Raw genomic sequence first — 22,008 nt, 5'->3', positions numbered from 1 at the left:
TGAGTTTGGGTAGTAATGTAGGAGTTAATCTTTCCAACCTATCAAACTCTTAAATATTTAAATTTAAGAAGTAACATGAAAAGCTGGCCTACCGAGGTTTTCTGGCTCTATCCAACGAGTAAGTTCTCTTCGGGATAGCGAATAGTAGTGGGGTTAGGATCTCCTAGAAAAGCGGACATAAGGAGCAAAATACCGACCCGCCCCACATACATCGTGCCAATCAGCACAAGCTTTGACCAGACCGTAACCGTAGCAGTAATCCCTGTAGATAATCCTACCGTTGCAAACGCCGAGACCGACTCAAATAGAACTTGGATAAATTCCAGATTGGGATCGGTAATAGAAATCAGAATACTGGATAGAACTACCGTCGAGGCTGAGCCAAACAACACGGCAACCGCCTTCAAAATTAAGCTCATGGGAATCTGACGACGGTAGCACAGCACCTCCTGCTTGCTTTGCAAAACAGATTTAGTGCAGGAGTATAGAACACGAACAGTCGTCGTCTTTATACCCCCTCCAGTCCCACCTGGACTGGCCCCAATGAACATGAGAGCGATCGTAATGAATAGGCCCGATTGGGTCATGTCAGCATAATTGATGCTATTAAACCCAGCAGTACGAGGAACAACGGATTGGAACCAGGCAAGGAGGAGACGTTCACCAACGCTATATCCCTCTGTAGTGCCAGGATTGCGAAACTCAACGATAAAAAAGGCTAGAGTACCCACAATGAGGAGTGCCACAGTGGTACTGACTACCACCTTAAAGTTGAGGGGGAACACAACTCGCTCTGGGCGCGATTGGATGCGATCGCGCACCCACATAAACATCTCCATAATCACCTGGTATCCAATCCCGCCAAAGATAATTAGCAAGGAAATCACCAAAGTGATAGGAACCGAGGTTGCGTAACCAATTAAGTTATCAGAGAACAGAGCAAACCCAGCGTTATTAAATGCACTAACACTGTGGAATAGTGCAAACCAGATGCCACTCGACCAACCATGGTCATGGACAAAAGTCGGGAGCATGAGAAACGTTCCTGTCAATTCGAATAGCAGTGTCAACGCAATAATCGATTTCACTAGATTCCCGGTACCCGACAACCCCTCTTTATCAAGAGCTTGCTGGATGGCTAGCTTATCTCGTAAGCGTAAACGCCGCCGCAACACCATCAACAGCAAGGTGTTGGCAGTCATGTATCCAAGACCACCCATTTGGACGAGGAGGAGTAGCATGGCTTGACCAAAGGGTGTGAAGTAGGTGCCTGGGTCAACAACAGCTAAGCCCGTCACACACACTGCTGAGGTAGACATAAATAGGGCAACAATAAAGTCTCCCCATTGTCCACCTGCAATAGAAATGGGCAGCATTAAGAGCAGTGTACCGACAGTAATGAAGGCTGCAAAACCCAGACAGATTGTCCGGGGAATGGTCATAGCGGGGCCAGAGAACATTAAACTCACAGGCAAATACTCATGTCAGGAGAAGTGAATTGAGCCTCGTCAACAACTTGATTAAAAGCATAATAAGGTTGGAGTGGAGCAAAGATACCTTGCTGTTGTAATGCGTGAGGTATTTTGTAAAGCTGAGGGAAATTACGAACTACGTCCTGCGATTTATGGAGGTTCAGTAATCGTTCACTAGCTATCCATCCTATTGCAAGACCTAACATCAAGCAAATTGTCAAAACTGCTATCTTCTGAACTTGACTTAGCTCTACTTTCTGAAGGTCAAGTCTTGCAAGAAGTTCTGCTGCTAAAACAAATAATAGGTTTTCAAATATTTCCAGGTAGTTTAAAATAAATGACACGATAAAAATAGTTACTAGGCTGCTTATAACGTGAATTGCGTCTGAACTAATCCAGCGCTTTATAGTAGTTCCTATACTTTTTGAGCAAGGGTGTAAGATTATTACTTGTGACAAGAAATATATAGTTACTAGATTTATATAAATTATTAGGGATTGATGTTTCGACGCTAAAAGATAACCCTGAGCTGCATATGATAGACATAGCAAACTCAAGGAAATCCAAGGTTTTTGCTGCTTCAGTAAAAAATTTGACACAATGGGATGGGCAAAGCTTAGAAAACCTTTACTATTGATAGCTTTCATTGGAGAAGTAGAAAGGAGCTTTTTTAAAAAACTAGGGCTTTTGAATTGAATAATTAATTATGGCAGTCTTTCCTAATATCTAATATACTTTCCAGGCTAACTTCCACTTGCCAAGTATTTTTCCAAATTACGCAGAAATAATTTTGAAAAATACTCAGTAAAAGTGTTGCAGATTTAGATGAAAAAGTATAGCAGTATTAGTTTAGATGTAATCTAAACGCACATTTATTTCGCTCTATACAACTCATATAAATTAGGATAAATTGACAAAAAAGCTACACTTTCTTTTTCAATACGATGCGTAACTTGACGAATGTAAATTGTGGATTGGCAGCTTAGTAAGCAATTAAGCACCTCGGCTTCATGAAATCTAAAGTCTGAAATTTCTATATGCTCTTCCTAAGATGTGGGATAGATTTTGAGACTTTGGGTTTTCTTTTGTCCTTCCACTGGCAAAATTCCAGCTCGGAGCTTATTAAGAAGTGTTACTTCGTATTTTCGCTGTTTTAACAATTGGAACAGCATTATCATTTGGATGCTTTCCACTAGAAGCATTAGCCCAAACCCCTGATCCCTTAGAAGTAGCAGCCACAGCCCAAACGGCAGCAGACACAGCATTCATGCTGATTTGCTCGGCCCTTGTCCTACTCATGACTCCAGGGTTAGCTTTTTTCTATGGTGGCTTTGTACGTGCATCTAATATTCTCAACACGCTGATGATGAGCTTCATTATGATGCTGTTGGTCGGTGTGACGTGGGTACTTTGGGGATATAGCTTAGCTTTTGCTCCTGGTACTCCGTTTATTGGTGGATTGCAATGGCTCTTCCTGAATGGTGTTGGTTTAGAAACCACAGATTATTTGACAGGTTCGGAGCCTGAGGCGGTTGTTTCCTATGCAGCAACTATTCCTCATCAAGCTTTCATGATTTACCAAGGAATGTTTGCAATCATTACGCCTGCGTTGATTTCGGGTGCGATCGCCGAACGAATGAAGTTTAAGGCATACTTCTGGTTTGTTTTGCTGTGGTCAACGCTTATCTATAGCCCTCTTGCTCATATGGTCTGGGCCAAGGGCGGGTTAATGGGGTTGTATGGGGGCTTTGGTGCTCTAGATTTTGCTGGAGGAACAGTTGTTCATATCAGTTCTGGCGTTTCAGCACTAGTTGCTGCATTGATGCTGAAGAATCGACAAAGTTACCCCAATCACTTAACTCCCCCTCATAATGTTCCTTTCATCATGCTGGGGGCAGGCCTATTGTGGTTTGGATGGTTTGGTTTCAACGCAGGTAGTGCGCTGGCTTCTGGCGGTCTGGCAACCACTGCTTTTGTGGCGACCAACGCAGGAGCCGCTGCAGCAGGTCTGGTTTGGATTCTCATGGAGTGGGTATTGACAGGTAAACCCACGGCTGTTGGGCTAGCAACCGGAGCGGTCGCTGGTTTGGTTGGAGTTACCCCGGCCGCTGGATTTGTGACACCTATTGGTGCATTACTTATTGGAGGAATCACAGCCTTCTGCTGCTTCTATGCTATCCGAATCAAAAACAAACTCGGTATTGATGATGCACTAGATACGTTCCCGGTTCATGGCGTTGGAGGAACTGTCGGTGCAATTTTAACGGGAATTTTTGCAACGACGGAGGTGAATGCAGCAGGTGCGAACGGACTGCTATTTGGTAACCCGGCTCAGCTTCTAAAACAAGTAATAGCGGTCGCGATCGCTTATGTAATTGCTGGAGTTGGTACGTTTATTATCCTCAAAATTCTGCAAGCAACAGTTCGTTTACGGGTTTCATCTGATATTGAAGTTGAGGGTTTAGATCCGGCTGAGCATGCAGAGATTGGCTACGGTGAACAAGGGGTAAGCATGCTAGATTTAACTACCTCATCTAGTAAAACTGGGAATTAAGGTTAGCTGACAAAATACGGGCTACAAATGAAGGTATCTTACTGAAAGAGATATCTTCTATCTGTAGCCCGTATTTTCTAAATCAATTCAGAAATAAAAATTAATCTCTAAAAATGCTTTAGTCCTTCAAAGCTATGGTTACCTTTCTATCAAAAAACTTAAACGTCATGCTTCAAGGTTCTAATCAAAGAACTCATTCTACAGTCTTTTGGGTTGTGATAGTCTTGTTTGGATGTGTTGCATTTCTAGAACTTGTAACTTCAATTGATGCTGTATTCAGCTATTTATATGTAGGGCCAATTCTGCTGGCAAACTTTCAAGTAAACCGCGGTTTGGCAATTCGTTTAACAGTGCTAGCGTCTATACTGACAATTCTCAACTTATGGATTCCAGGTAGCGATATTATTAAATTAGAAACAGTTGAAAATCGCTTAATTGCTGTATTAGCTTTGATCGTGACTGAAATTCTCAGTTATCGTAATCGACGTTTTGAAGAGGCACTTGCTCAGAACAAAGCTGCACTACAATTGCAAGATAAGCTAACCAGCGTTCGAGAAGATTTCGTTTTTACACTGACTCATGATTTAAAAACTCCATTATTAGGCGCAATCGAAACGATAAAAGTACTAAAGCAAGAGCAATTTGGCAGCGTGACACTTGAACAGCACCAAGTATTTACCACAATGGTGCGGAGTCATCAGTCTAGTTTACAGCTTCTAGAAACTCTGCTTGACATTTATCGTAACGATGCTGAAGGGGTTAGTTTGGCACGCTCCCCGGTTAAAATTGTGAATTTGATAGAACAAACGATTGAAGCTCTAAGTAATCTGGCATCAAATTACCAAGTTTCACTAAATCTAAGATGTAATGGAGTTGAAGCTCGAAATCTTGTTATCAATGTTGATGCACTACAACTCCAACGGGTTATCTCTAATTTGTTCATAAATGCTATTAACCACTCCCCGAGTAATAGCAGGATTGACATTGTTGTCGACATTGATGGAAATCACTCTAACCTGCAGCAAGTAATTAAGGTTATGGATGAAGGACCCGGAATTCAACCTAACGAGCTTTCTCAACTATTTGAACGCTTTTATCAAGGGCATAGCGATCGCCAAGCTAAAGGTTCTGGATTAGGGCTATACTTAGCTCGTCAGATTATAGAGGCACATGGAGGGACGATTTGGGCAGAGAATCGTGCTTCTCATGGAGCTATTTTTGCATTCAGCCTCCCTGTTTAGTTGATATAACCCTGCAACGGACTATGAGCCCTTCAGAACTTCGAATTCTACTGGTTGAAGATGACGAATTGTTCCGTCTAGGATTGCAGGTTAAATTGCAGCAAGATCCCAATATATTAGAAGTCGTTGAGGCAGGAGACGGTGAAAGTGCCATCAGCATGGTCAGTCAGCGCCCCCTAGATATTGTTCTTTTAGATATTGGTCTGCCTAGAATTGGTGGAGTTGAAGCTTGTCGGCAGATCAAGCAGAAACGCCCCGATTTGCCCATCCTAGTTCTAACCTCACGCTCAGACAAAGCACTGATCAATCAACTAATCGAAATCGGTGTACAAGGATATTGCCTTAAAGGGGTTGCTTTCGAAACGCTCGTATTGGCCTTACGCTCTGTAACGGCTGGAGCTTCCTGGTGGGACCAGACCGCAACTGCTGAAATTTGGGGACTAGCATCTCAACCGAAAACCGCGACCTTTTCCCCTCTGACCCCACGAGAACAAGAAATTTTACAGCTCATAACTACTGGCAAAAGTACTCAGGAAATTGCAGATGCATTCTATATTGCTCCTGGTACTGTACGAGTTCATATCCATGCTGTGTTACAAAAATTAGAAGCTCGCGATCGCACTCAAGCCGTTCTTCTTGCTCTTCAGAAAGGTTTAATTAAAAACAACCCTCCAGCAAGTTGATACATTGAAAGTTCTTATAAAGATACCGGCAGCAAAAAAAGGAAGTAGTTACCCGGCCCATTGCCTGACCGTCGAGTGATGCCGTTATATGCTCGCGTATGCCTCCTTTCCAAGCTTTTATTAGGAGAGTGAGGTACGATCGAAGTAGAACTGAATCGTAGCTTACAGCTTCTGTTTGTTTAGCTTGCTGCGATCGCCGAAACGACATTAAGGAACAGACTCTAAATTCCCCTCCTTCATGCCTTTCAGTTGATTGATTCAACTTGAGTTGGTACAGGAGCCTTATTTTGTCGGCAAGTCAAAGTTTAGAAAAACCCAAAAACCAACTGCTAGCTGCACTGTCTGAGAAAGATTACCAACGCTTAGCCCCTTACCTGAAAGAGATGGAGCTGACGATAGGACAGGTGCTTCATGTTCCCTATGAACCTATCGAATACGTTTACTTTCCGCATCACTCCATCGTTTCTATCGTTACCACCATGGAGGATGGCTCAACTGTTGAAGTGGGCATAGTGGGCAGAGATGGCATGGTGGGGATTCCAGTTATTTTGGGCGGGGGAGCTTCGCCCCACGAAACCTTTGTTCAGGTTCCTAGTGGCGCAACCCAGATAAGAGCCAGTCGCCTCAAGAGACAGTTCGATCAAGGTGAAGCATTACAGCAGTTATTGCTGCTCTATGTGCAAGCTTTCTACACCCAGGTGTCTCAAACAGCAGCTTGTAATGCTCAGCACACAGTTGAATTGCGGCTTGCCCGGTGGCTACTGTTGATTCAAGACCGCATCCAGTCAGACACGTTGCCCCTAACTCAGGAGTTTATTTCTAAGATGCTAGGCGTTCGTCGGCCTGGGGTAACAGATGCAGCAAAGGCTTTGCAGCAATTAGGCATGATTGAATATTCCCGTGGCAAAATCATGATTGTGAATCGGAAGGCCTTAGAGGCCAGTGCTTGTGAGTGCTACAAGACAGGCCGAGATGAATTCGACCGCCTGTTAGGACAAGGTTTACCCTTACGTAGTGATGGCTGATCGGGAAATGAATTGCAAAGACGTGGCCGAGGGCGATCGCCCATGACAACAACAGAAGGTTTTTGGGTTGAGGCCAGTTCTTTTTGGCTATACATCTCCCAAAACATCGGCGTTGGCGTGGAGATATACCCGACTCAAAATCGCAGTGCGATTTCTATGTTGTGCCGAGTCGGTGAGAGCAACAACGAGATCCAGGTTTTTCCAAAAATCCAAACTGAGCTATTGACGGTGGATGAGGCTCGCTTTCAGGCTGCTGTTTTGATGAAAGCAGTGGACATTGCAAACGATTGGAAAACATATCAGCAAATGATGAGGTGGGCCGATTGCCCCTAAAAACTACCCATCTTAAAGTTGATTCACCCTCGACAAACTAACTTCACCTGTTAGCGTTCCATCAACGTAGATATAGAAGATCTGGTAAGGCGAACCGGCTCTTATCCACTCCTGGCTCAAGCTGAGCAACATTTTAGCAACTTCCTTGTCAGGCGCATCAATCATCAAAACCGCTTCAATATCGGTCAGTTGGCACTTTAACAACAAAGCTTTGTGGGCGTCCGACAGAGAAAGACTGAGTATTGCTCTTTTTGTAAAATCCAGCGCGGGAAGATGCATCAACAGAAATCAATGAAACATTGTAGATCCATTGAAAATTACCTTTGTGAGGATCTTGTGAGGGCGAACGCCAGCATTGCTAGAACCGAGCACATTCTCCTTCTGAACACAGTAAAGTTTGCAGAGCTCGCTGCCGACCTCTACAAGCAAGAAAGCCGCCAAATAAAATTGACGGCTGACGCTTTTGTGAATTGGTCATCGACGATTCTAGTCGATTGAAAACAGCCGTTCCATAGTTTACGAGTCTGAGTGAGATCGCTCTAATGAAGCCCATATTCTTGGCCTGTTAGCAATCTTCCGAGAGGGAGAAGCAAGGATTGGGCTGTTTGAGAAATACTGAGAATAATGGTTATAAATGACAAGGAGCGCCCATAAAGCTCCCCACCGCTATTCATATAGTTTTCAAAATGCCTGTCCCCCTTTGAGGACGGGCATTTTACATTAAGGTAATCACGTTAGGAACAGAGCTCAGAGCTAGTCCTACCCGACTGTGATGAACCAATCCTATATCTCCCTCAAGATGCTGAGACAGGCAGGGTCTGGGAACGATCGCGAATGACTAAAAACGTAGCTTAAAGATTGGCGCTATTCTTCCAAAGTGGCGCATTCGTGACAACTCTTGCCAATGCCCCAAAGTGGGTATTAGTGGGGTGTTTAGTGCTAGTCATCGTCTGCACTTTTATATGGGATGAGGTAGAGAAGGGCGATTGCCATCGCTCCACAATATCCCATAAAAGGCCTGCATTCCACAAAAGGAAAACAGGCCAGAATGCTAGTCAGACAATTCTTTCACAAGGATCAACGGCAAGTCTGTACGGTAAGCGATCGCCAACGCCCCCAAGCAAAAGCCCGCATCTTGTGAGTAATACGGGCGGAAATCCAAGACTACTGGGATTGTGGCATGGGAAGGCGATCGCCTTCAATACTCAGGTGGGAGTGCCCTATCTCCATGCACCTTAGCTGCTATTTCCTTCGCCTCATTCCACCCTTTCATGTATGCCTCGTCAGCAGGAAGACGAGGGAAAGCACTTAAATCAAATTCAAAATCAACAAACCCAACCGTCTCTCTGCTTATGGGAGGCAGCAAAATCAACCATGCGGGATCTTCCACAAAGAACTCTCCTAAATTTTTTAGAAAAGAAGTTGTTATACAGCAGGAATATTGGGCACAGATTATTTCATACGTTGTACTTCACAATTATGTCCTCTCTGATACGGAGTTTAGCAACCCTACTCAGAGCACTTACCGGAAAGCAGAATATTGGGGAAACATTGAGATGAAATACTCAAATTGCTTCCAAATACAGCGCAGGTAGAATTCTCGTTTGCTCAGGACTGTATCGTTAGAGCGAGCGCAACAAAACGCCACCACTGATAAAGTGGTGGGATGGTAAGAGCATTAGCTACTAGCTGTTTCTACTTTTGCAATTTCACCTGGCAAAATCCTCTACCGTATGCTTTAGGTTGCCTATACAAATAAGTAGGAATACCTACTCTTTCAATAGGAACGGGTTATTTGCTTATTGCAACAGAAAACCGCCGTCGGACGACTAACGGCGGCACAAGGATGCTCTTAACTTGCTTGTCACATTTTTACGGCAATTGCCTGCTTCGTAATCTATCAAATAGCATCAATACAGGCTCCTTAGGTTAGAAAACGGGGGTGCAAGCACACTCATAAGTTTCTCTTTACACAGCTAGAGAAAAGCCCCACGCAGCAAAAATGCCGTGGGGTAGCCATCAGGCGATATGTATCATCTCAATTACATATCAGGATGAATAGTAGACCTTCAGAAAACAAAAAAAACCTTCTAACGGGAAGGGGAATGAGGTGGAATAGATATAAAAATAAGCGCACTTCAAATGAAACAAACCTTTCCAAGGGCAGTTGAAGCATCCGCCATCTATGCAATAGACACGCATAGTTAGCGGATGAGTAAAGGAACTTCTACTTGCCACACTGGAAGATGTGTTCCTGTTGGTGGCATCTACTTTAATGAACGATTCAATTCACACTGCAGCAAGTGTGGCTCTTAAGCTTGGCTATTACTTTTCCATAAGCCAGCTGGAGTATGGTCAGCATTACAATTTGACCAATCTAAAAACTTGGCAAACGACGGCTTTCAAGTCATTAGAGGGGGTTGTTAGCTATCTACAGGTTAGACAAGAACAAGTAAACAGAGCAATCAGCTAAGCGATCGCCAAAAGAAAGCTCACCATCGAGGGGTGCGTGGACATTTGACCTATGCTGCTGGCGTTGTCGAATGGCAGCGATCGCTAACGCCCCCAATAAAAAACCCGCCCCTAGGAGGGCGGGCGGTTGTTTGTATCAGATTGTATCCGTCCTCATTATTCCACCGATGAAGGTCGCCCTCCACAATAGATTGGCAGTGGATAGGGTCTTGGGTAGCAATCGCACCCATCAAAGCAAAAGCCCGCATCCTGTGAGGTAATGCGGGCGGAGATTAAGTGTGACCTGAGGGCAAGCTCAAGAAGATGCTCACCGCAGGCTTAATTGTCAGTCCTATCAGAATGCAACTCGCCTTCAATGTCCTCTAAAGCATCCACCGTTTCAGTAGATGGAATACGCCAATCTAGCAACCTCACTTGCTGCCGCGTTTTTCCAGTTGTTGCTTCAATCCGTTGCAATAAACTTTCAATGCAATTGTACTGGTAGGTAAAATTTGCGCCAATCTTGATGCCGCGTGATAAACCACCTAGCGCTTCTACAAGGATTGCAGCTTCTTGGTCCGTTAGTGACAGGCCGCCCATAGTTGATTTTTCTACGAAAACAAAGGAACACATCTAACAGTAATTACAGAAGGGTGGATACATTTCATGTATCCACCTATACAGCTCTTATTATCCCTAAGAGCCTTTAATTGTCTTTCATCTATCTTTAGGAATAAATTTGTAGAGTGTTCCTGGTTAGAAGGTCTGTCTAAAGATAGGTAAATTCAATGACTAACCTGGATTTTTTAGCTTCGGCTACCGCTGTAAGGTTCGGTTATCGGCTTGTGATTGGCGTTTTGGAAGATGGAACAGGCTACTCCCTGATCGATCTAGAAACGAAGAATCGAACTGACTACAGGACCTTGAACAGCGTTTTTGGATACTTACAAACTCGATACGAACAAGGCATCCTTCTCACCCATTAAGACACTCTATTAATTAGTCTGTTAAGGGGGGAATCGCGATCGCCCTTACAACGCCCTACCCTTGCACTCCATTTGCGTTGCCTGCGGATTGATCTGCCCAAAGGTTTGGTTCCCAGAGATGCCGTGGACGTTGAGACGGTGTTGAGGTGGTGTTGAGCGGTGTTGAAGTGCCTCAACGCTTGATGTATCTGGCTCAACACCCCTCAACAGTCCTCAACATCAGCACCCCTGCTGAAGGGTAAAAACAGCCCTAAAAGCGGTACTTCAGATTTTCATCAGCACCCTCAACACACCCTAGACCCTGACCCACCAATTGCTGAAAATATCCTCGGATGGTCTCGGTCGTGACCTGCGCATTGCGAAACATCCAGACACGGGATTTAACATCCCTTGCTGTCACCCAACCGTTTCTCTTATGGGAGAACTTCACGATCTCCCGTAACTCCTTGGGTAGTCTTTCCAAAACTTTTGTGTCCAGCACTCGGCCATCATCCTCCGATTCATCCTCGACGGCTGCGGATTCCACATCTGCCGGGGATGCCTGGTAGAGCCGTTCCAGGATCTCAGGGGTGATCTGGAAGGGATTAACGGGTTCACTCTGTTGTGCTGCTGGTGGTGCAGCGCTTACTGCTGCACCCTGGGAGGAAACCTCGACGGGGGCGATCGGGTATTCCGCTTTGAGGGTATCCAGGTAGAGCCAATCGGGAACAGTCAGTATAATCTCTGACTTACTAGGACGAGCAAGTTTGACCTGGGGCGATCGCGTCTGTTCACCCCATGGGGTTTCCTCATATTGCCGGGTGAGTTGCACCGCAGAATTATCAATCAGATCCTTCATGCCCTTGATGTTGCTGAATCCGGCACTGATCGTTCGGGCATGGTTGATCAGAACAGGGGCGATGCCGTGCTTGTCTGACTCACTCAGGGCAGTTCTGACAATGCTCTGGCCTAGTTCCTCATACCCGTTGTTGTACTGAGTCAGCTCATCGATGATTAGGCTTTGGCGATCGCCTCCCATCTGGAAGTTATCCACCAGATCGGTGTAAAAGGCTTGAATCGCATCGAAGTCGCCACCGGCACCCACCACAACACCCGCAAAGATCCTTTGGCCGTCCTTGTGTGGAGTAACAGCAATTGTGGGCCATCCCAGCAGGTAGAAGCGGAGATAGGGGTCATTGAAGCGAAGCTGTCATGAGATGCAATTAGCCCCTACCAGCAGCGAGGCCCCTCTATTTTTGTGCTTTTTTCATAAGTTTGGCTTATAGAGCTTGAGCCAGAAAATTCCGGGTTGCCAGGGTCAGATCGCCCTGGCTAACAACGTCAATTAGAAGAGCGAAAGAGTAACGTTAGCTGGCAAGGGATTCGATTTGCAATCGTTCTGTCATGTTGAGTCGAAAGACACCATACGGATTGACATGGGCATAAATGAGAGGTGTTAAAGCTCTGAGTTCATTCACACCCATTTGACCCATCCAGTCGGGTTCAGACAAAATTTGCTGGATGAGCAAGGTGTTGATGTAAACCAGGCTCACTTGGAGCAGATGTAAGCAAAGCATAGAGATTTCCTTCAGCACAACGGGAGCCGAAGTAAAGTCACCACTCTTGCCATAGAAGATAAAGTCATTGGCGCTATTCCAGTTTTCGACGACATTCAAACCCTCCTGGATCTCCTGACGCATACGCTCATCATGCAAATAACGACACAGAAAGATCGTTTTGATAGCTCTGCCCAGTTCAGCTAACGCCAAGTAGACCGGGTGTTTGACATTGTTGCGTGTGAACCGGGATAAGATCACCTCTGGCTCGGCTGTCCCTTGTTTAAGAGCGGTGGCAAACTTGAGCATCATGTCATACTGCTCCCGGATCAATCGCCACCGGATAGGGCGTTTGATAATCGCCTGAAGATGGGGATAGGACTGGGATTGACCTTTATCCGGCAGATACAGTTTTTGCTGGTGAATGCCTTTGATGCGCGGCATCAGTTGGAAGCCGAGGAGATAGCAAAAGGCAAAGCCCACTTCACTTTGACCATGTGTATCGACGTAGTTTTTATCGATAGACATTTGGGTACAGTGGCGTAGCACGCCCTGGATCATAGCCGCGACTTCAGAAGAGGAACAGCGCTTGAGTTGGGAATAAACGCAAACCGACTTCTTCTCCACATGCCAATAAATCATCACACCCCGTCGTTGATAGCGTGGGTGCCACTCGGTCATCAGATTCTGGTCCCAGGTGCCAAACTGCTTGGAGTCCGAGGCACACGCTGTGGTGCCATCTCCCCAAATGTGAGGCAAGCGGACACGGAATATCGCATCCGCCACATCGGTGATAGCTTGCCGGAGTGCCGCCTTACTCAAAAACTTGCGACGAACATAGTGCAAATCAAAGTAGCCGACGCCGTGATCTGAGGGGGCAATCCGTTTGATGCCCAAATTCGTTCCCAAGGCGTACAAGCACAACAGCAGACGTTTCTGTAGCTCAACCGGCTCAAGGGTTTCCCGACTGGCAGTGCTGTGGAAATGAGCCGTGAACTGAAGCCGGAATTCGGTTTCTTTGAGGATGTCCAGTAAAGGAATCGTGGACCAGCGACGATTGAGTTCTTCCTTCAACTTGCTCAACTGTTCCGGTTCCGGTTGCGCCTCCAAAGGCGTCAGGCGAATCCACCCGTCGCGAGTCGAGGAAATGTCCACTTTGGCATTGGTGGGCAACCCCGCATTAAATTGCTCCAGGGCTTGAGTCATGTCCTGCTGAATTTTGGCAATGAAGGATTCAACCTCTAGGGGTTGCTGCAAGTCCCCATAATAGGTCGCTCGCTTGGCCTCGAAGTCTTGCGGCAAATCCTCATCCGGATTGCGGTAGCGCTTGGCCCCATCTACCCAGAGTTCCTTACAGCGCAATTTGTCCCGGACGGTTTGGAGCACGCCCAGTTCATACGCAACCCGGTCAATTTGAGGTTCGCCGTTCTCCCCGGTGCTGACCGCGACGGATTGCCAGGTGGAACTGAGAACCCCTTCAATGGGCACGGTGCTATCTGTTGAGTAAGGCGTGCGAGAAGGGGTGTCCGCGTAATCCTTCAAAAGTTGCAGTGCTTCCATGACCGGTTGCAGTTGCGGGTTGTCACACCGAAACTCCAACGCCTTGAGAATCAGGGGCAGCATCCGACGGTAATGGTGATTATAGGCAGAACGCAGGCGAGCATGAAGCCGTTCTCGGAACGTCTCTCCCCCGTTCAAACTGCCCACCAGTTTCTCCAGAGTCTCCTCCCCTGCAATGGGATAAATCACATCCTTGACTAACCCCTCAGGTTCAGCCAGGGCAGCCAGAGCGATCTGATACAGGATTTTGTCGTGGTCAGTGCTACTTTGCGCTTTAGCCACCACTTCTTCAGTGACTCGCTTGCGGCTCCGCCGTTCCAGTCGATTCACCAGTTGCAGCAAAAGCTCAACGATGTTGTCAATGACCTCTTGCAAGCGTAAGGAGCAAAATGCCGCCAGTAGGGTATATCGAATCGGTTCAGGGTGTCGTCTTAATTCAGTCAACGTCTCCGTCTCAACCCGCAATCGGTATCGCTCCACAATACTGTCACACAAGTTCGTGAACAGATCGCTTGGAAGTCCTACCGCTTGCAGAATTTCGAGTTTTGACAACTCCGCTTCCAGGCTCTTCACCGTGGCAGATCCAACATCCTCCTTCAATTGATTGAGCCGAATCTCGTGAGGATCCAGGAGATAGGAATCCTCTTGCGGCCCCGTCAAATTATCCAATGCCTTGCGGCAAGGCTCGGCAATATGCTCACTGATAGCCGCACAAAGCTGGGTCTCAAACTGATGCTTGGCTGAGTTGAGTAGACGCGTCAGACGTCCAGAGGTCGGAGGTTCAATCTTACGGTTCTTTAGTTCCTCAAAGAGGAGTTGTTGGATACGACGGGCATCGACTTCCTTTGGCAAGACAACATCAATAAGCCACTGACGCAACTCGTCAAAATCTGACGACTGAACGGGACGAAACTGAAGCAGTTGGCGGATTTCGGCTCGATGATAATGACTGGCTCGTCCTTGCCAATCGTACTCCTGGTAAAGGCTTGCAGAAATGCCCAATTGTTGGGCGACAAATTCCTGCACAACGCGAGGAATCTCATTCTTCTTTTCTGGAAACCGTCCCTGCCATTGAAAGAACTTCAGCAACAGGGCGAATCCTAAACGATTGGCTCCCTTCTTTTGAGCAATCAGTTCCCTCTCCTGGCTATCAAGACTCCAATGTTCAGTTAGCTCCTCGTTCTCCCATTTTCGCTTCATGCTACGCCTCTAAATGACTGCTTTAGAGAGCGTAAAACGTCAGCAGGGCATATAACCTAAACTTATCATTCAGAGAGTGTAGAAGACCGACACCCTGGAAAAATCAGCCGCCAGATCTCAATCACATTAAAGGTTCTGGGCTAATTGCATCTCATGACAGCTTCGCTTCAATGACCCCTATTTATGATGCTCAAAATCGTCTGCTAGGGATGATTGCTACTGACATTCATCTACTGAAACTGAGTGACTTCTTAGGCAATCTGAGTATTAGCCAATCTGGACAAGTGTTTCTTGTTGAGCGAGACGGCACCTTAATCGCTAACTCTGGTACAGAAATGCCCTTTTCCCTCGTCAATGAGGAAGTTCAGCGATTACGAGCAATTGATAGCCCCAATCCCGTTATTCAGACAATTGCCAGGCACATTCAGACTTCCAATGGGTTTCAGACAATCGCCCAAGATATGGACTTCCAGCTTGAGGTCCAGGGAGAACAGTATTTTGTTCATGTTGCGCCTTGGCGCGATGAGTATGGCTTGGACTGGCTATTGGTGGTCAGTATGCCGGAGAACACATTCATGGCCCAAATCAATGCCAATACCCGCACCACGATTGTGCTCTGTTTTGCAGCTTTGGCTATTGCTTCTATCATGGGCATCTTCACCTCTCGTTTGATTGCTCGGCCCATTCTTCGCCTCAATCGAGCCAGTGAAGCAATGACAGCTGGCAACCTAGATCAAACGGTAGAAGCAAGCAATATTCAAGAGCTCAACACCCTATCTAACTCCTTCAACCACATGACAGGGCGGCTGAGTGAACTGTTCACGGCTTTAGAGCATAGCAAGGCAGAATTGGAAGACCGGGTCGAAGAACGCACAGTTGACCTTAAAAATACTTTGGCAGAATTACAGCGGACTCAGGCTCAAGTGGTTCAAAACGAAAAGATGTCGAGCCTGGGGCAATTGGTGGCTGGGGTCGCACATGAGATCAATAACCCAGTTAACTTCATTCACGGTAACCTTGCCCACGTGCAGGAATGCACCGAGGATTTATTAGAGTTCGTGCAGTTGTATCAGCAGCATAATTCTCATCCTGCTCCTGAAATTCAAGTGGCGGCTGAAGAGATTGACCTGGAGTTTTTGCAAGAAGACTTGCCGAAGATGCTGGCTTCGATGAAGCTGGGAACCGACCGCATTCGCCAGATTATTCTGTCATTGCGAAACTTCTCCCGCATGGATGAAGCTGAATACAAAGCGGTTGATCTTCACGAAGGCATCGACAGCACTCTGCTGATTCTGCAACACCGTCTCAAAGCCAAGTCTGAGCGACCAGAAATTGAGATTAGCAAAGACTACGGTAGGCTACCGCTGGTCGAATGCTATGCCGGGCAGCTCAACCAAGTGTTTATGAATATTTTGGTGAATTCTATTGATGCGATAGAAGAGAGCAACGCCAAGCGTACTTACCAGGAGATTAAGGACAATCCAAGTCGAATTACAATCCGCACATCCGTTGTTGATGCGGCCTGGGTAGAAGTGGCGATTGCGGATAAGGGGGTCGGTATTGCTAAAGAGGTTCAACAACGACTGTTTGATCCCTTCTTCACCACGAAACCCCATGGGAAAGGCACCGGGATGGGGATGTCTATCAGCTACCAAATCGTCACGGAAAAACATAGTGGCAAACTAGAATGTTTCTCAACGCCTGGAGAAGGAACTGAGTTCATTATTCAGATTCCTCTGCAGCGACAAGTTCGTTCAGCAATTTCTACTTAGAGTGACAAATAGTATCGAAAATGGGATGAGAAATCAGAAGCCGCCAAGGTCCTCAACGTTTCGAGAACTGCTGTGGATCAGCATTAGACAAAAGTGGTGAACAACCAAGGAGGTCGCCTTGAAGGCAAAAAGCGAGGGTGACATCAATAGAGACGTTATCTCTATCTTAAATTCGCGAAACTCGGAAGCGATCGCCCCCACCCTCTCTCTGTAGCCTTACTCTTTGGCCTCGTTCAGCTCAGATGCTATGCTAGCTGCCATACCAATTAGTTCGGGCAGTTTGAAGGTGTAGGTCGTCCGGCAAAACGATCTACCACCCAGCCGAGAATATATACCGCAGTGTCTTCGCGAGCATCATGTGTTGAACCCGGATAACGAGCAAACTGTACATCCTCGGCAGTCTTGCAGCGACGGGCAGCCTCGGCTTCGCTTAACTCTACAGGAATGAGCGAGTCGGCGGTTCCATGAGCGATCACAATAGGAACTTCAATTCGACCGTTGGGGCTATTTTTTTCGAACAGGATATTCCAGGGTTCGGTCTTGAGAATATCCACACTCAGGTATTGCGTGGGTGTTCGTAAGGTCTTGATGATGGGAAGGAATCCTGCTGGGGATGTAAAGCACGGTTTGATCATTCGATCAAAATTGGCACGCTCATCCGGTTTGATAATCGCATTCAGATCAGCCCCTGGATAAACCGCAGCCCATGCTGCAAAGACATATCCCAAGAAAATTCCCCCTGCTTTCTTGTCTAAATTAAACTCTGCAATTTTGCGCAGGTTAATTGCTGGAGCAGATGCAGCTACACCTAACAGCTTTAGCTCAGATGCATATGCTTCAGCTAGTTGAGCAGTCCAAAGCGCGCTATTGCCACCCTGGGACGCTCCCCACACCACAAATTTATTCCCCGCGCTCACCTCAACAATTTGGCGAGATGCCCGTACCGAATCCAGCACACTATGCGCTGCGGCTTGCCCAACCATATAGGGATGAACCCCGGGAGTTCCTAATCCTGGATAATTCGTAATGGCAATAACAAATCCTTGCGCGAGCATTCGTTCAATTACTGGGGTTTGTTGGTAAGGGTCTGAAGTGTGACTAACACCGCATTCTGGTCGAATGCCAGTCGTACCGTGTGCCCAGGCGATGATGTTTCGGGGCTTAACACTCGTTCCATTTGGGGCAACAATGGTGCCAGTCACCGCAATGGGGTTTCCTTCAAGACCAGTCGATCGATACATCACTCGCCAGGCTTGTGCCCCTTCAGGCAGGTTGCTAGGCAGCGCTTCTTTACGAATGATGCTTCCTGTCTGACCCGGTGGAAGCGGTTGGGGTGGCGTATAGAACGTCGATGGAATTTGCGCAGTGGCTGCTCGGTGATACTTGACAAGGAAAGTAACAGCCGCACCAATCGTACCAACAGTAATGGTCGCGGCTAGGAGTAGAATCCACCTGTTTGGGCTTTGCCAAATCCTCGCAATTCGTGCGTACATACGATACCCTAGTTCGCCACACAGTTATAGCAGCTAACGGCACAGCTCAACGACTGCAAGTAACCTTTGCCACGCCACCAACACTTATAAACAGCCTGTTGCAGCGAAGTGTTAGCTTGCGCTCTTTAGCGATCGCCCGTTGGAGCAGCATCTGTCACAACACAGATATAGTTTTCTGCGATGACTATAATATTTTCTACATCCATAAGTTTAGCGATGGGTTCTGCCTTCGCTCTTGAGCCAACCATGTCTTACGATTCTTCATCGGCGCGATCGCCCCTGGCTAAAACCATTCTGGTTCTCTGCCTCAGCCTACTGAGCCTGTTTGTAATGGTTCTAACCACTGGCATGATTGCTATTTGCAGTTTCTTTATTACCAATCCTGACCTCTATCCCGGTGACATCAGCGATCGTGCAGCAACCTATCTTGGTGTCATGGCTGTCGGAGGCTGTTTATTGGAGTGGGTCTTCGTTTGGCTGTTGGTTCGCTATCGCTGGATGGCTCGTTCAACCGGGAAGTGGTTCGTGTACTGTAGCTGGGCAATCGCCGCTTTGAATGGGGTGCTGTTGTTCATTCCTTTAGTCGCCTGGAAGAGTGCGCTCTAGCCGATGCAAAGTGGATATTTATGGCACTGGAGCGACCCCTTGCGGGTATCTGCAAAGCAGCACGCTGAGACAATAACGCTGTGGGACTTGAGACTGGGGCGATCGCCTCGATGAGCGCAACCTCTCGCTGTGGGGGCGATCGCCCCCACAGCGAGAGGTTGAAGTACCGGGGTCTTCAGCTTCCCAACCCTCGATAACCCTATTGCGAAAGCTGGCTAGCAGTCGTGTTGAGCGGTTATCAAAATACTTTACAATGTACAAAAAGCATAAATGAATCCGCTCCAACACAATTCTTAGCTGGCTAATTTTATCTTGTTTGTTGAAATCGCGTTGCAGAGGCTTGTATGTAGGTTTACGTGTAGCCTTTTATCCTAGCTTGGCAAGTTGTTGGTGTATGACTGAACAAGATTCACCCTTTGATGTTGACTATTCTGAAGATGAACTTGAGCGTCTGCTTAAGTATCCTTCATTTACGTTGAATAATTATCAGAGCTTTCTATCATCTGCTGAAGATATCGAGAACTTCAAAGCAGCTTATGCAGCAGAGTCGCTAGAAGTTGCCTTTGAAAGGGATCAAGCTCAAGGAGCAGCTTTAATGCAAACGTTGTTGGAGCAAGCCGTTGATATTGAAAAGGTTGATTCTGGGGGCTGGACTCGACTCTATCGAGCAGCTTTCTACGGCAATAATGATAGCGCTGTTACAGCCCTTCTAAAACATGGGGCTAATCCTCATGCAAGAGCGAAGGACGGTACAACGGCCCTCCATGCCGTCTGTTGGGAGAGCGGTCCGAGTTTGTTGCGGTTTGAGCAGGAGTCTCAGATTCTAGAGAACTCCCGTGCGCTCATCATCAATCAACTAGTTGATGCAGGCGTTGATGTGAATGCACAAGACGAGGCAGGTAATACTCCTTTGCATGTCGCCGTTAGCTATGGTCAGGGTGAAGTGTCAAGCGATGGCGGCAATCCAGTCGCTCTTTGGGTTTTGCTCAAACGTGATGCAAATCTCAATATTGTGAACAGATCTGGCAAAACTCCGCTAATTCTAGCAGCGGATGTGGGCTTTTTAGGAGCGGACATTGTGGAATGCATCCAGGTTTTAGTCGAATCTGGAGCCGAGCAGCATCATCGAGACACAGCAGGCAGAACAGCCCTGGATGTGGCTCAGGAGCATTACAGCTACTTTATCAACAATGCACCTGGCTCTGATGGACTACAGTACGCTGCTCAATGTTTAGAATTGCTTCAACAAACTTCTAGATGAGTAGGAGGTAAGTCATACAGATGTTGCCACTAATCCTACAAACATGATTGAGATTGCCTTTTGCCAGAGTGAGCATCCTATCAATAATGTTTGCTGAAGTTCTTCACCACTCAAGCAAGCTAATGATTTAGCTGAACCGCAACGTTTTTCTAATAAAGTGCTGTGTAGCTATCAGGTAACGTTGTCGGTTCCAGCGACTCTATAGCTGTCCAGCAGGATTCCCAAACGCTAACACTTATTAACAAGCATAGAAAAAATTATGTGTGCCCGCCAGACCAGTGTTTTCATGCCGATAGTACAAGGCGGCCTTGACCTTGGACTGTGCGAACCGTTCGCTCGAAATGAGTGGCAAGACTCAGGGATGAGCGGCAAGGAACACGCTAGAGCGTACCTTGACAACTAGATAACCGTGTAGGTGAGAGCCAGTATCCTAGAAAACTCAAGGCCTACCCCCGAGGTGCACGGGTGACAGCATATTCCCCATCTGGCGACTGGCTATCAAAGGGTGAAGCGGGAATAAAAGGCCCTAACTGGGGAGCCTCCCCTGGAATCGGGTCGAGCATGAACGCATGGAGAGCGAAAGCGAAGGTGCGATGAGCCATCGTTAAGTGGAACCAGCTCACGAGGCTACGAGGCTGGGGCCAAACGGCAAAGGATAAGGGGCTGACCTGCGGTCCAAGGATCAGTAAGCACTCCCCATAAACCCGGTGGATAGCATCCTCCTAAACGTTCGAATCACGGTTATCTGGAACGGGATAACCTGCTACGGCTCTCTCAGGCATAAGGTCGATAACCTGAGTAGGTGCCCACCGCAAGACTGTAGCAGGAAGGATTGCCTAAGAAGCAAAAGCCCAACTGAAGGGTTGGGATACGCCCACGTAGGCACGATGATGCAAAAGATAGAGTTGTCAGTCGCGGTACAAATGTCATGAACACGTCCTTTGAGGCGATGTATGAATGGCACCTGCTGCCTTGGCGAAAGCTAGAGCGGCAAGTGTATAAGCTGCAAACGCGAATCTATCGAGCCTCTCGCCGTGGTGATGTGAAGGCAGTCCACAGATTACAACGACTCCTTTTGAACTCCTGGGCTGCGCGATGTTTAGCGGTGCGGCGGGTGACGCAAGATAACCAGGGCAAACGAACAGCAGGGGTAGATGGCATTGCCTCACTCAACCCCGCACAACGCTTGCACCTGGCGAAAACCTTGAAGCTCACTCATAAAGCACAACCGACTCGCCGAGTTTGGATACCCAAACCTGGCAAGGAGGAGAAACGCCCGTTAGGCATTCCAACGATGGCAGACAGATCCCGACAAGCGTTATTGAAGCTTGCCCTGGAACCCGAATGGGAAGCCAGGTTTGAGCCTAATAGCTACGGGTTTCGACCAGGACGTTCAGCCCATGATGCAATAGAAGCGATCTTTAACTGTATTCGGGTCATTCCCAAGTATGTCCTGGATGCAGATATTGCCAAGTGCTTCGACCGCATCAATCATCATGCGCTGCTGGAAAAGCTTCATGCTCCGCCCCTGATCTACCGCCAAATAAAAGTGTGGCTGAAAGGGGGAGTGATGGAATCTGGGCAATGGTTTCCAACCGAAGAGGGCACTCCCCAGGGAGGAGTGATTTCCCCATTACTGGCTAACATCGCCCTACATGGGATGGAAACTCGAATCAAACAAGTCAATCGAAATGCCTATTTGATTCGTTACGCCGATGATTTCGTGCGCCACGAGGCGCGGATTGTGCAAGGTGCGAGAGCACCTGCTGCCTGCCGTAGGGGGGCAAACCTATCCCCCTAGCCTATAAGCAGAGCAACTTATAGGTCAGGGCGCGC

General features: G+C 47.2%; 18 protein-coding genes and 1 pseudogene. 10 read left to right on the top strand and 9 right to left on the bottom strand.

Annotation, left to right across the window (positions count from 1 at the left end):
• Positions 1-107: 107 nt before the first annotated feature.
• Both NDI52_RS30375 and NDI52_RS30370 read right to left on the bottom strand, forming a co-directional pair.
• The gene (locus NDI52_RS30375) at positions 108-1,442 is read right to left on the bottom strand and encodes a TrkH family potassium uptake protein (protein ID WP_348256914.1); all 1,335 of its coding nucleotides are present in this window, start codon (positions 1,440-1,442) and stop codon (positions 108-110) included.
• 23 nt (positions 1,443-1,465) lie between these two features.
• On the bottom strand, positions 1,466-2,119 hold the full coding sequence (locus NDI52_RS30370) for a hypothetical protein (protein WP_348256913.1): 654 nt from the start codon (positions 2,117-2,119) through the stop codon (positions 1,466-1,468).
• A 482-nt stretch (positions 2,120-2,601) separates the two neighbouring features.
• Here NDI52_RS30370 and NDI52_RS30365 point away from each other — a divergent pair, with 482 nt between their 5' ends.
• The 5 genes from NDI52_RS30365 to NDI52_RS30345 all read left to right on the top strand — a co-directional run bounded on the left by NDI52_RS30365 (position 2,602) and on the right by NDI52_RS30345 (position 7,308).
• On the top strand, positions 2,602-4,026 hold the full coding sequence (locus tag NDI52_RS30365) for an ammonium transporter (RefSeq protein WP_348256912.1): 1,425 nt from the start codon (positions 2,602-2,604) through the stop codon (positions 4,024-4,026).
• 134 nt (positions 4,027-4,160) lie between these two features.
• The gene (locus tag NDI52_RS30360) at positions 4,161-5,267 is read left to right on the top strand and encodes an ATP-binding protein (protein WP_348256911.1); all 1,107 of its coding nucleotides are present in this window, start codon (positions 4,161-4,163) and stop codon (positions 5,265-5,267) included.
• Positions 5,268-5,290: 23 nt separating this feature from the next.
• Positions 5,291-5,950: a response regulator transcription factor gene (locus tag NDI52_RS30355; RefSeq protein ID WP_348256910.1), complete on the top strand. Its 660-nt coding sequence runs from the start codon at positions 5,291-5,293 to the stop codon at positions 5,948-5,950.
• Between the two features lie 287 nt (positions 5,951-6,237).
• A complete protein-coding gene (locus NDI52_RS30350) occupies positions 6,238-6,975 on the top strand; it encodes a Crp/Fnr family transcriptional regulator (protein ID WP_348256909.1) in 738 nt (245 codons plus the stop codon).
• 12 nt (positions 6,976-6,987) lie between these two features.
• Positions 6,988-7,308: a hypothetical protein gene (locus NDI52_RS30345; protein ID WP_348256908.1), complete on the top strand. Its 321-nt coding sequence runs from the start codon at positions 6,988-6,990 to the stop codon at positions 7,306-7,308.
• Between the two features lie 12 nt (positions 7,309-7,320).
• Here the strand turns inward: NDI52_RS30345 and NDI52_RS30340 are convergent, their stop codons facing one another.
• Complete coding sequence (locus NDI52_RS30340; RefSeq protein ID WP_348256907.1) at positions 7,321-7,587, bottom strand: hypothetical protein; 267 nt, start codon at positions 7,585-7,587, stop codon at positions 7,321-7,323.
• 2,511 nt (positions 7,588-10,098) lie between these two features.
• Positions 10,099-10,359 carry a hypothetical protein gene (locus tag NDI52_RS30335; RefSeq protein ID WP_348256906.1) on the bottom strand — a complete coding sequence of 87 codons (261 nt, stop codon included), beginning with the start codon at positions 10,357-10,359 and terminating at the stop codon, positions 10,099-10,101.
• 188 nt (positions 10,360-10,547) lie between these two features.
• Here NDI52_RS30335 and NDI52_RS30330 point away from each other — a divergent pair, with 188 nt between their 5' ends.
• Positions 10,548-10,745 (top strand): hypothetical protein, encoded by a 198-nt coding sequence (locus NDI52_RS30330; protein WP_348256905.1) that lies wholly within the window; start codon positions 10,548-10,550, stop codon positions 10,743-10,745.
• Between the two features lie 250 nt (positions 10,746-10,995).
• Here the strand turns inward: NDI52_RS30330 and NDI52_RS30325 are convergent, their stop codons facing one another.
• Both NDI52_RS30325 and NDI52_RS30320 read right to left on the bottom strand, forming a co-directional pair.
• The gene (locus NDI52_RS30325; protein WP_348256904.1) at positions 10,996-11,829 is read right to left on the bottom strand and encodes a hypothetical protein; all 834 of its coding nucleotides are present in this window, start codon (positions 11,827-11,829) and stop codon (positions 10,996-10,998) included.
• A gap of 262 nt (positions 11,830-12,091) precedes the next feature.
• On the bottom strand, positions 12,092-15,040 hold the full coding sequence (locus tag NDI52_RS30320; protein WP_348256903.1) for a Tn3 family transposase: 2,949 nt from the start codon (positions 15,038-15,040) through the stop codon (positions 12,092-12,094).
• Positions 15,041-15,210: 170 nt separating this feature from the next.
• On the opposite strand from NDI52_RS30320, the gene NDI52_RS30315 reads away from it, so the two are divergent.
• Positions 15,211-16,812 (top strand): ATP-binding protein, encoded by a 1,602-nt coding sequence (locus NDI52_RS30315; RefSeq protein ID WP_348256902.1) that lies wholly within the window; start codon positions 15,211-15,213, stop codon positions 16,810-16,812.
• Positions 16,813-17,078: 266 nt separating this feature from the next.
• On the opposite strand, the gene NDI52_RS30310 is transcribed toward NDI52_RS30315, so the two are convergent.
• Both NDI52_RS30310 and NDI52_RS30305 read right to left on the bottom strand, forming a co-directional pair.
• Entirely contained in the window at positions 17,079-18,305 is a 1,227-nt protein-coding gene (locus NDI52_RS30310) for a lipase family protein (RefSeq protein ID WP_348256901.1), read from the bottom strand.
• Between the two features lie 125 nt (positions 18,306-18,430).
• A complete protein-coding gene (locus NDI52_RS30305) occupies positions 18,431-18,553 on the bottom strand; it encodes a hypothetical protein (protein ID WP_348256900.1) in 123 nt (40 codons plus the stop codon).
• Between NDI52_RS30305 and NDI52_RS30300 the strand changes: the two genes are divergently transcribed.
• Both NDI52_RS30300 and NDI52_RS30295 read left to right on the top strand, forming a co-directional pair.
• A complete protein-coding gene (locus NDI52_RS30300; protein WP_348256899.1) occupies positions 18,552-18,911 on the top strand; it encodes a hypothetical protein in 360 nt (119 codons plus the stop codon). The two genes, NDI52_RS30305 and NDI52_RS30300, sit on opposite strands and share 2 nt — an antisense overlap.
• A gap of 394 nt (positions 18,912-19,305) precedes the next feature.
• Complete coding sequence (locus NDI52_RS30295; RefSeq protein ID WP_348256898.1) at positions 19,306-20,172, top strand: ankyrin repeat domain-containing protein; 867 nt, start codon at positions 19,306-19,308, stop codon at positions 20,170-20,172.
• Between the two features lie 446 nt (positions 20,173-20,618).
• Here NDI52_RS30295 and NDI52_RS30290 read toward each other — a convergent pair whose 3' ends face one another.
• Positions 20,619-20,774 carry a hypothetical protein gene (locus NDI52_RS30290; RefSeq protein WP_348256897.1) on the bottom strand — a complete coding sequence of 52 codons (156 nt, stop codon included), beginning with the start codon at positions 20,772-20,774 and terminating at the stop codon, positions 20,619-20,621.
• A 326-nt stretch (positions 20,775-21,100) separates the two neighbouring features.
• Between NDI52_RS30290 and NDI52_RS30285 the strand changes: the two are divergent.
• Positions 21,101-21,856 (top strand): annotated as a pseudogene (locus tag NDI52_RS30285) (reverse transcriptase N-terminal domain-containing protein); the annotation flags it as partial.
• Between the last annotated feature and the right edge of the window lie 152 nt (positions 21,857-22,008).

Origin of the sequence: Leptolyngbya sp. PL-A3 (assembly GCF_039962325.1) — a bacterium.
Taxonomy (GTDB): domain Bacteria; phylum Cyanobacteriota; class Cyanobacteriia; order Elainellales; family Elainellaceae; genus Vacuolonema.
Note: the sequence above shows the minus strand (reverse complement) of the source record. Positions and strands in the feature narration are given on the sequence as shown.

What these genes read in the sequence shown, in the direction of transcription:
- NDI52_RS30375 (WP_348256914.1), bottom strand. Translation starts at nt 1,442, where the DNA reads ATGACCATTCCCCGGACAATCTGTCTGGGTTTTGCAGCCTTCATTACT.
- NDI52_RS30370 (WP_348256913.1), bottom strand. Translation starts at nt 2,119, where the DNA reads ATGAAAGCTATCAATAGTAAAGGTTTTCTAAGCTTTGCCCATCCCATT.
- NDI52_RS30360 (WP_348256911.1), top strand. Translation starts at nt 4,161, where the DNA reads ATGGTTACCTTTCTATCAAAAAACTTAAACGTCATGCTTCAAGGTTCT.
- NDI52_RS30355 (WP_348256910.1), top strand. Translation starts at nt 5,291, where the DNA reads ATGAGCCCTTCAGAACTTCGAATTCTACTGGTTGAAGATGACGAATTG.
- NDI52_RS30340 (WP_348256907.1), bottom strand. Translation starts at nt 7,587, where the DNA reads ATGCATCTTCCCGCGCTGGATTTTACAAAAAGAGCAATACTCAGTCTT.
- NDI52_RS30335 (WP_348256906.1), bottom strand. Translation starts at nt 10,359, where the DNA reads ATGGGCGGCCTGTCACTAACGGACCAAGAAGCTGCAATCCTTGTAGAA.
- NDI52_RS30330 (WP_348256905.1), top strand. Translation starts at nt 10,548, where the DNA reads ATGACTAACCTGGATTTTTTAGCTTCGGCTACCGCTGTAAGGTTCGGT.
- NDI52_RS30320 (WP_348256903.1), bottom strand. Translation starts at nt 15,040, where the DNA reads ATGAAGCGAAAATGGGAGAACGAGGAGCTAACTGAACATTGGAGTCTT.
- NDI52_RS30315 (WP_348256902.1), top strand. Translation starts at nt 15,211, where the DNA reads ATGACCCCTATTTATGATGCTCAAAATCGTCTGCTAGGGATGATTGCT.
- NDI52_RS30310 (WP_348256901.1), bottom strand. Translation starts at nt 18,305, where the DNA reads ATGTACGCACGAATTGCGAGGATTTGGCAAAGCCCAAACAGGTGGATT.
- NDI52_RS30300 (WP_348256899.1), top strand. Translation starts at nt 18,552, where the DNA reads ATGTCTTACGATTCTTCATCGGCGCGATCGCCCCTGGCTAAAACCATT.
- NDI52_RS30305 (WP_348256900.1), bottom strand. Translation starts at nt 18,553, where the DNA reads ATGGTTGGCTCAAGAGCGAAGGCAGAACCCATCGCTAAACTTATGGAT.
- NDI52_RS30295 (WP_348256898.1), top strand. Translation starts at nt 19,306, where the DNA reads ATGACTGAACAAGATTCACCCTTTGATGTTGACTATTCTGAAGATGAA.
- NDI52_RS30290 (WP_348256897.1), bottom strand. Translation starts at nt 20,774, where the DNA reads ATGGCTCATCGCACCTTCGCTTTCGCTCTCCATGCGTTCATGCTCGAC.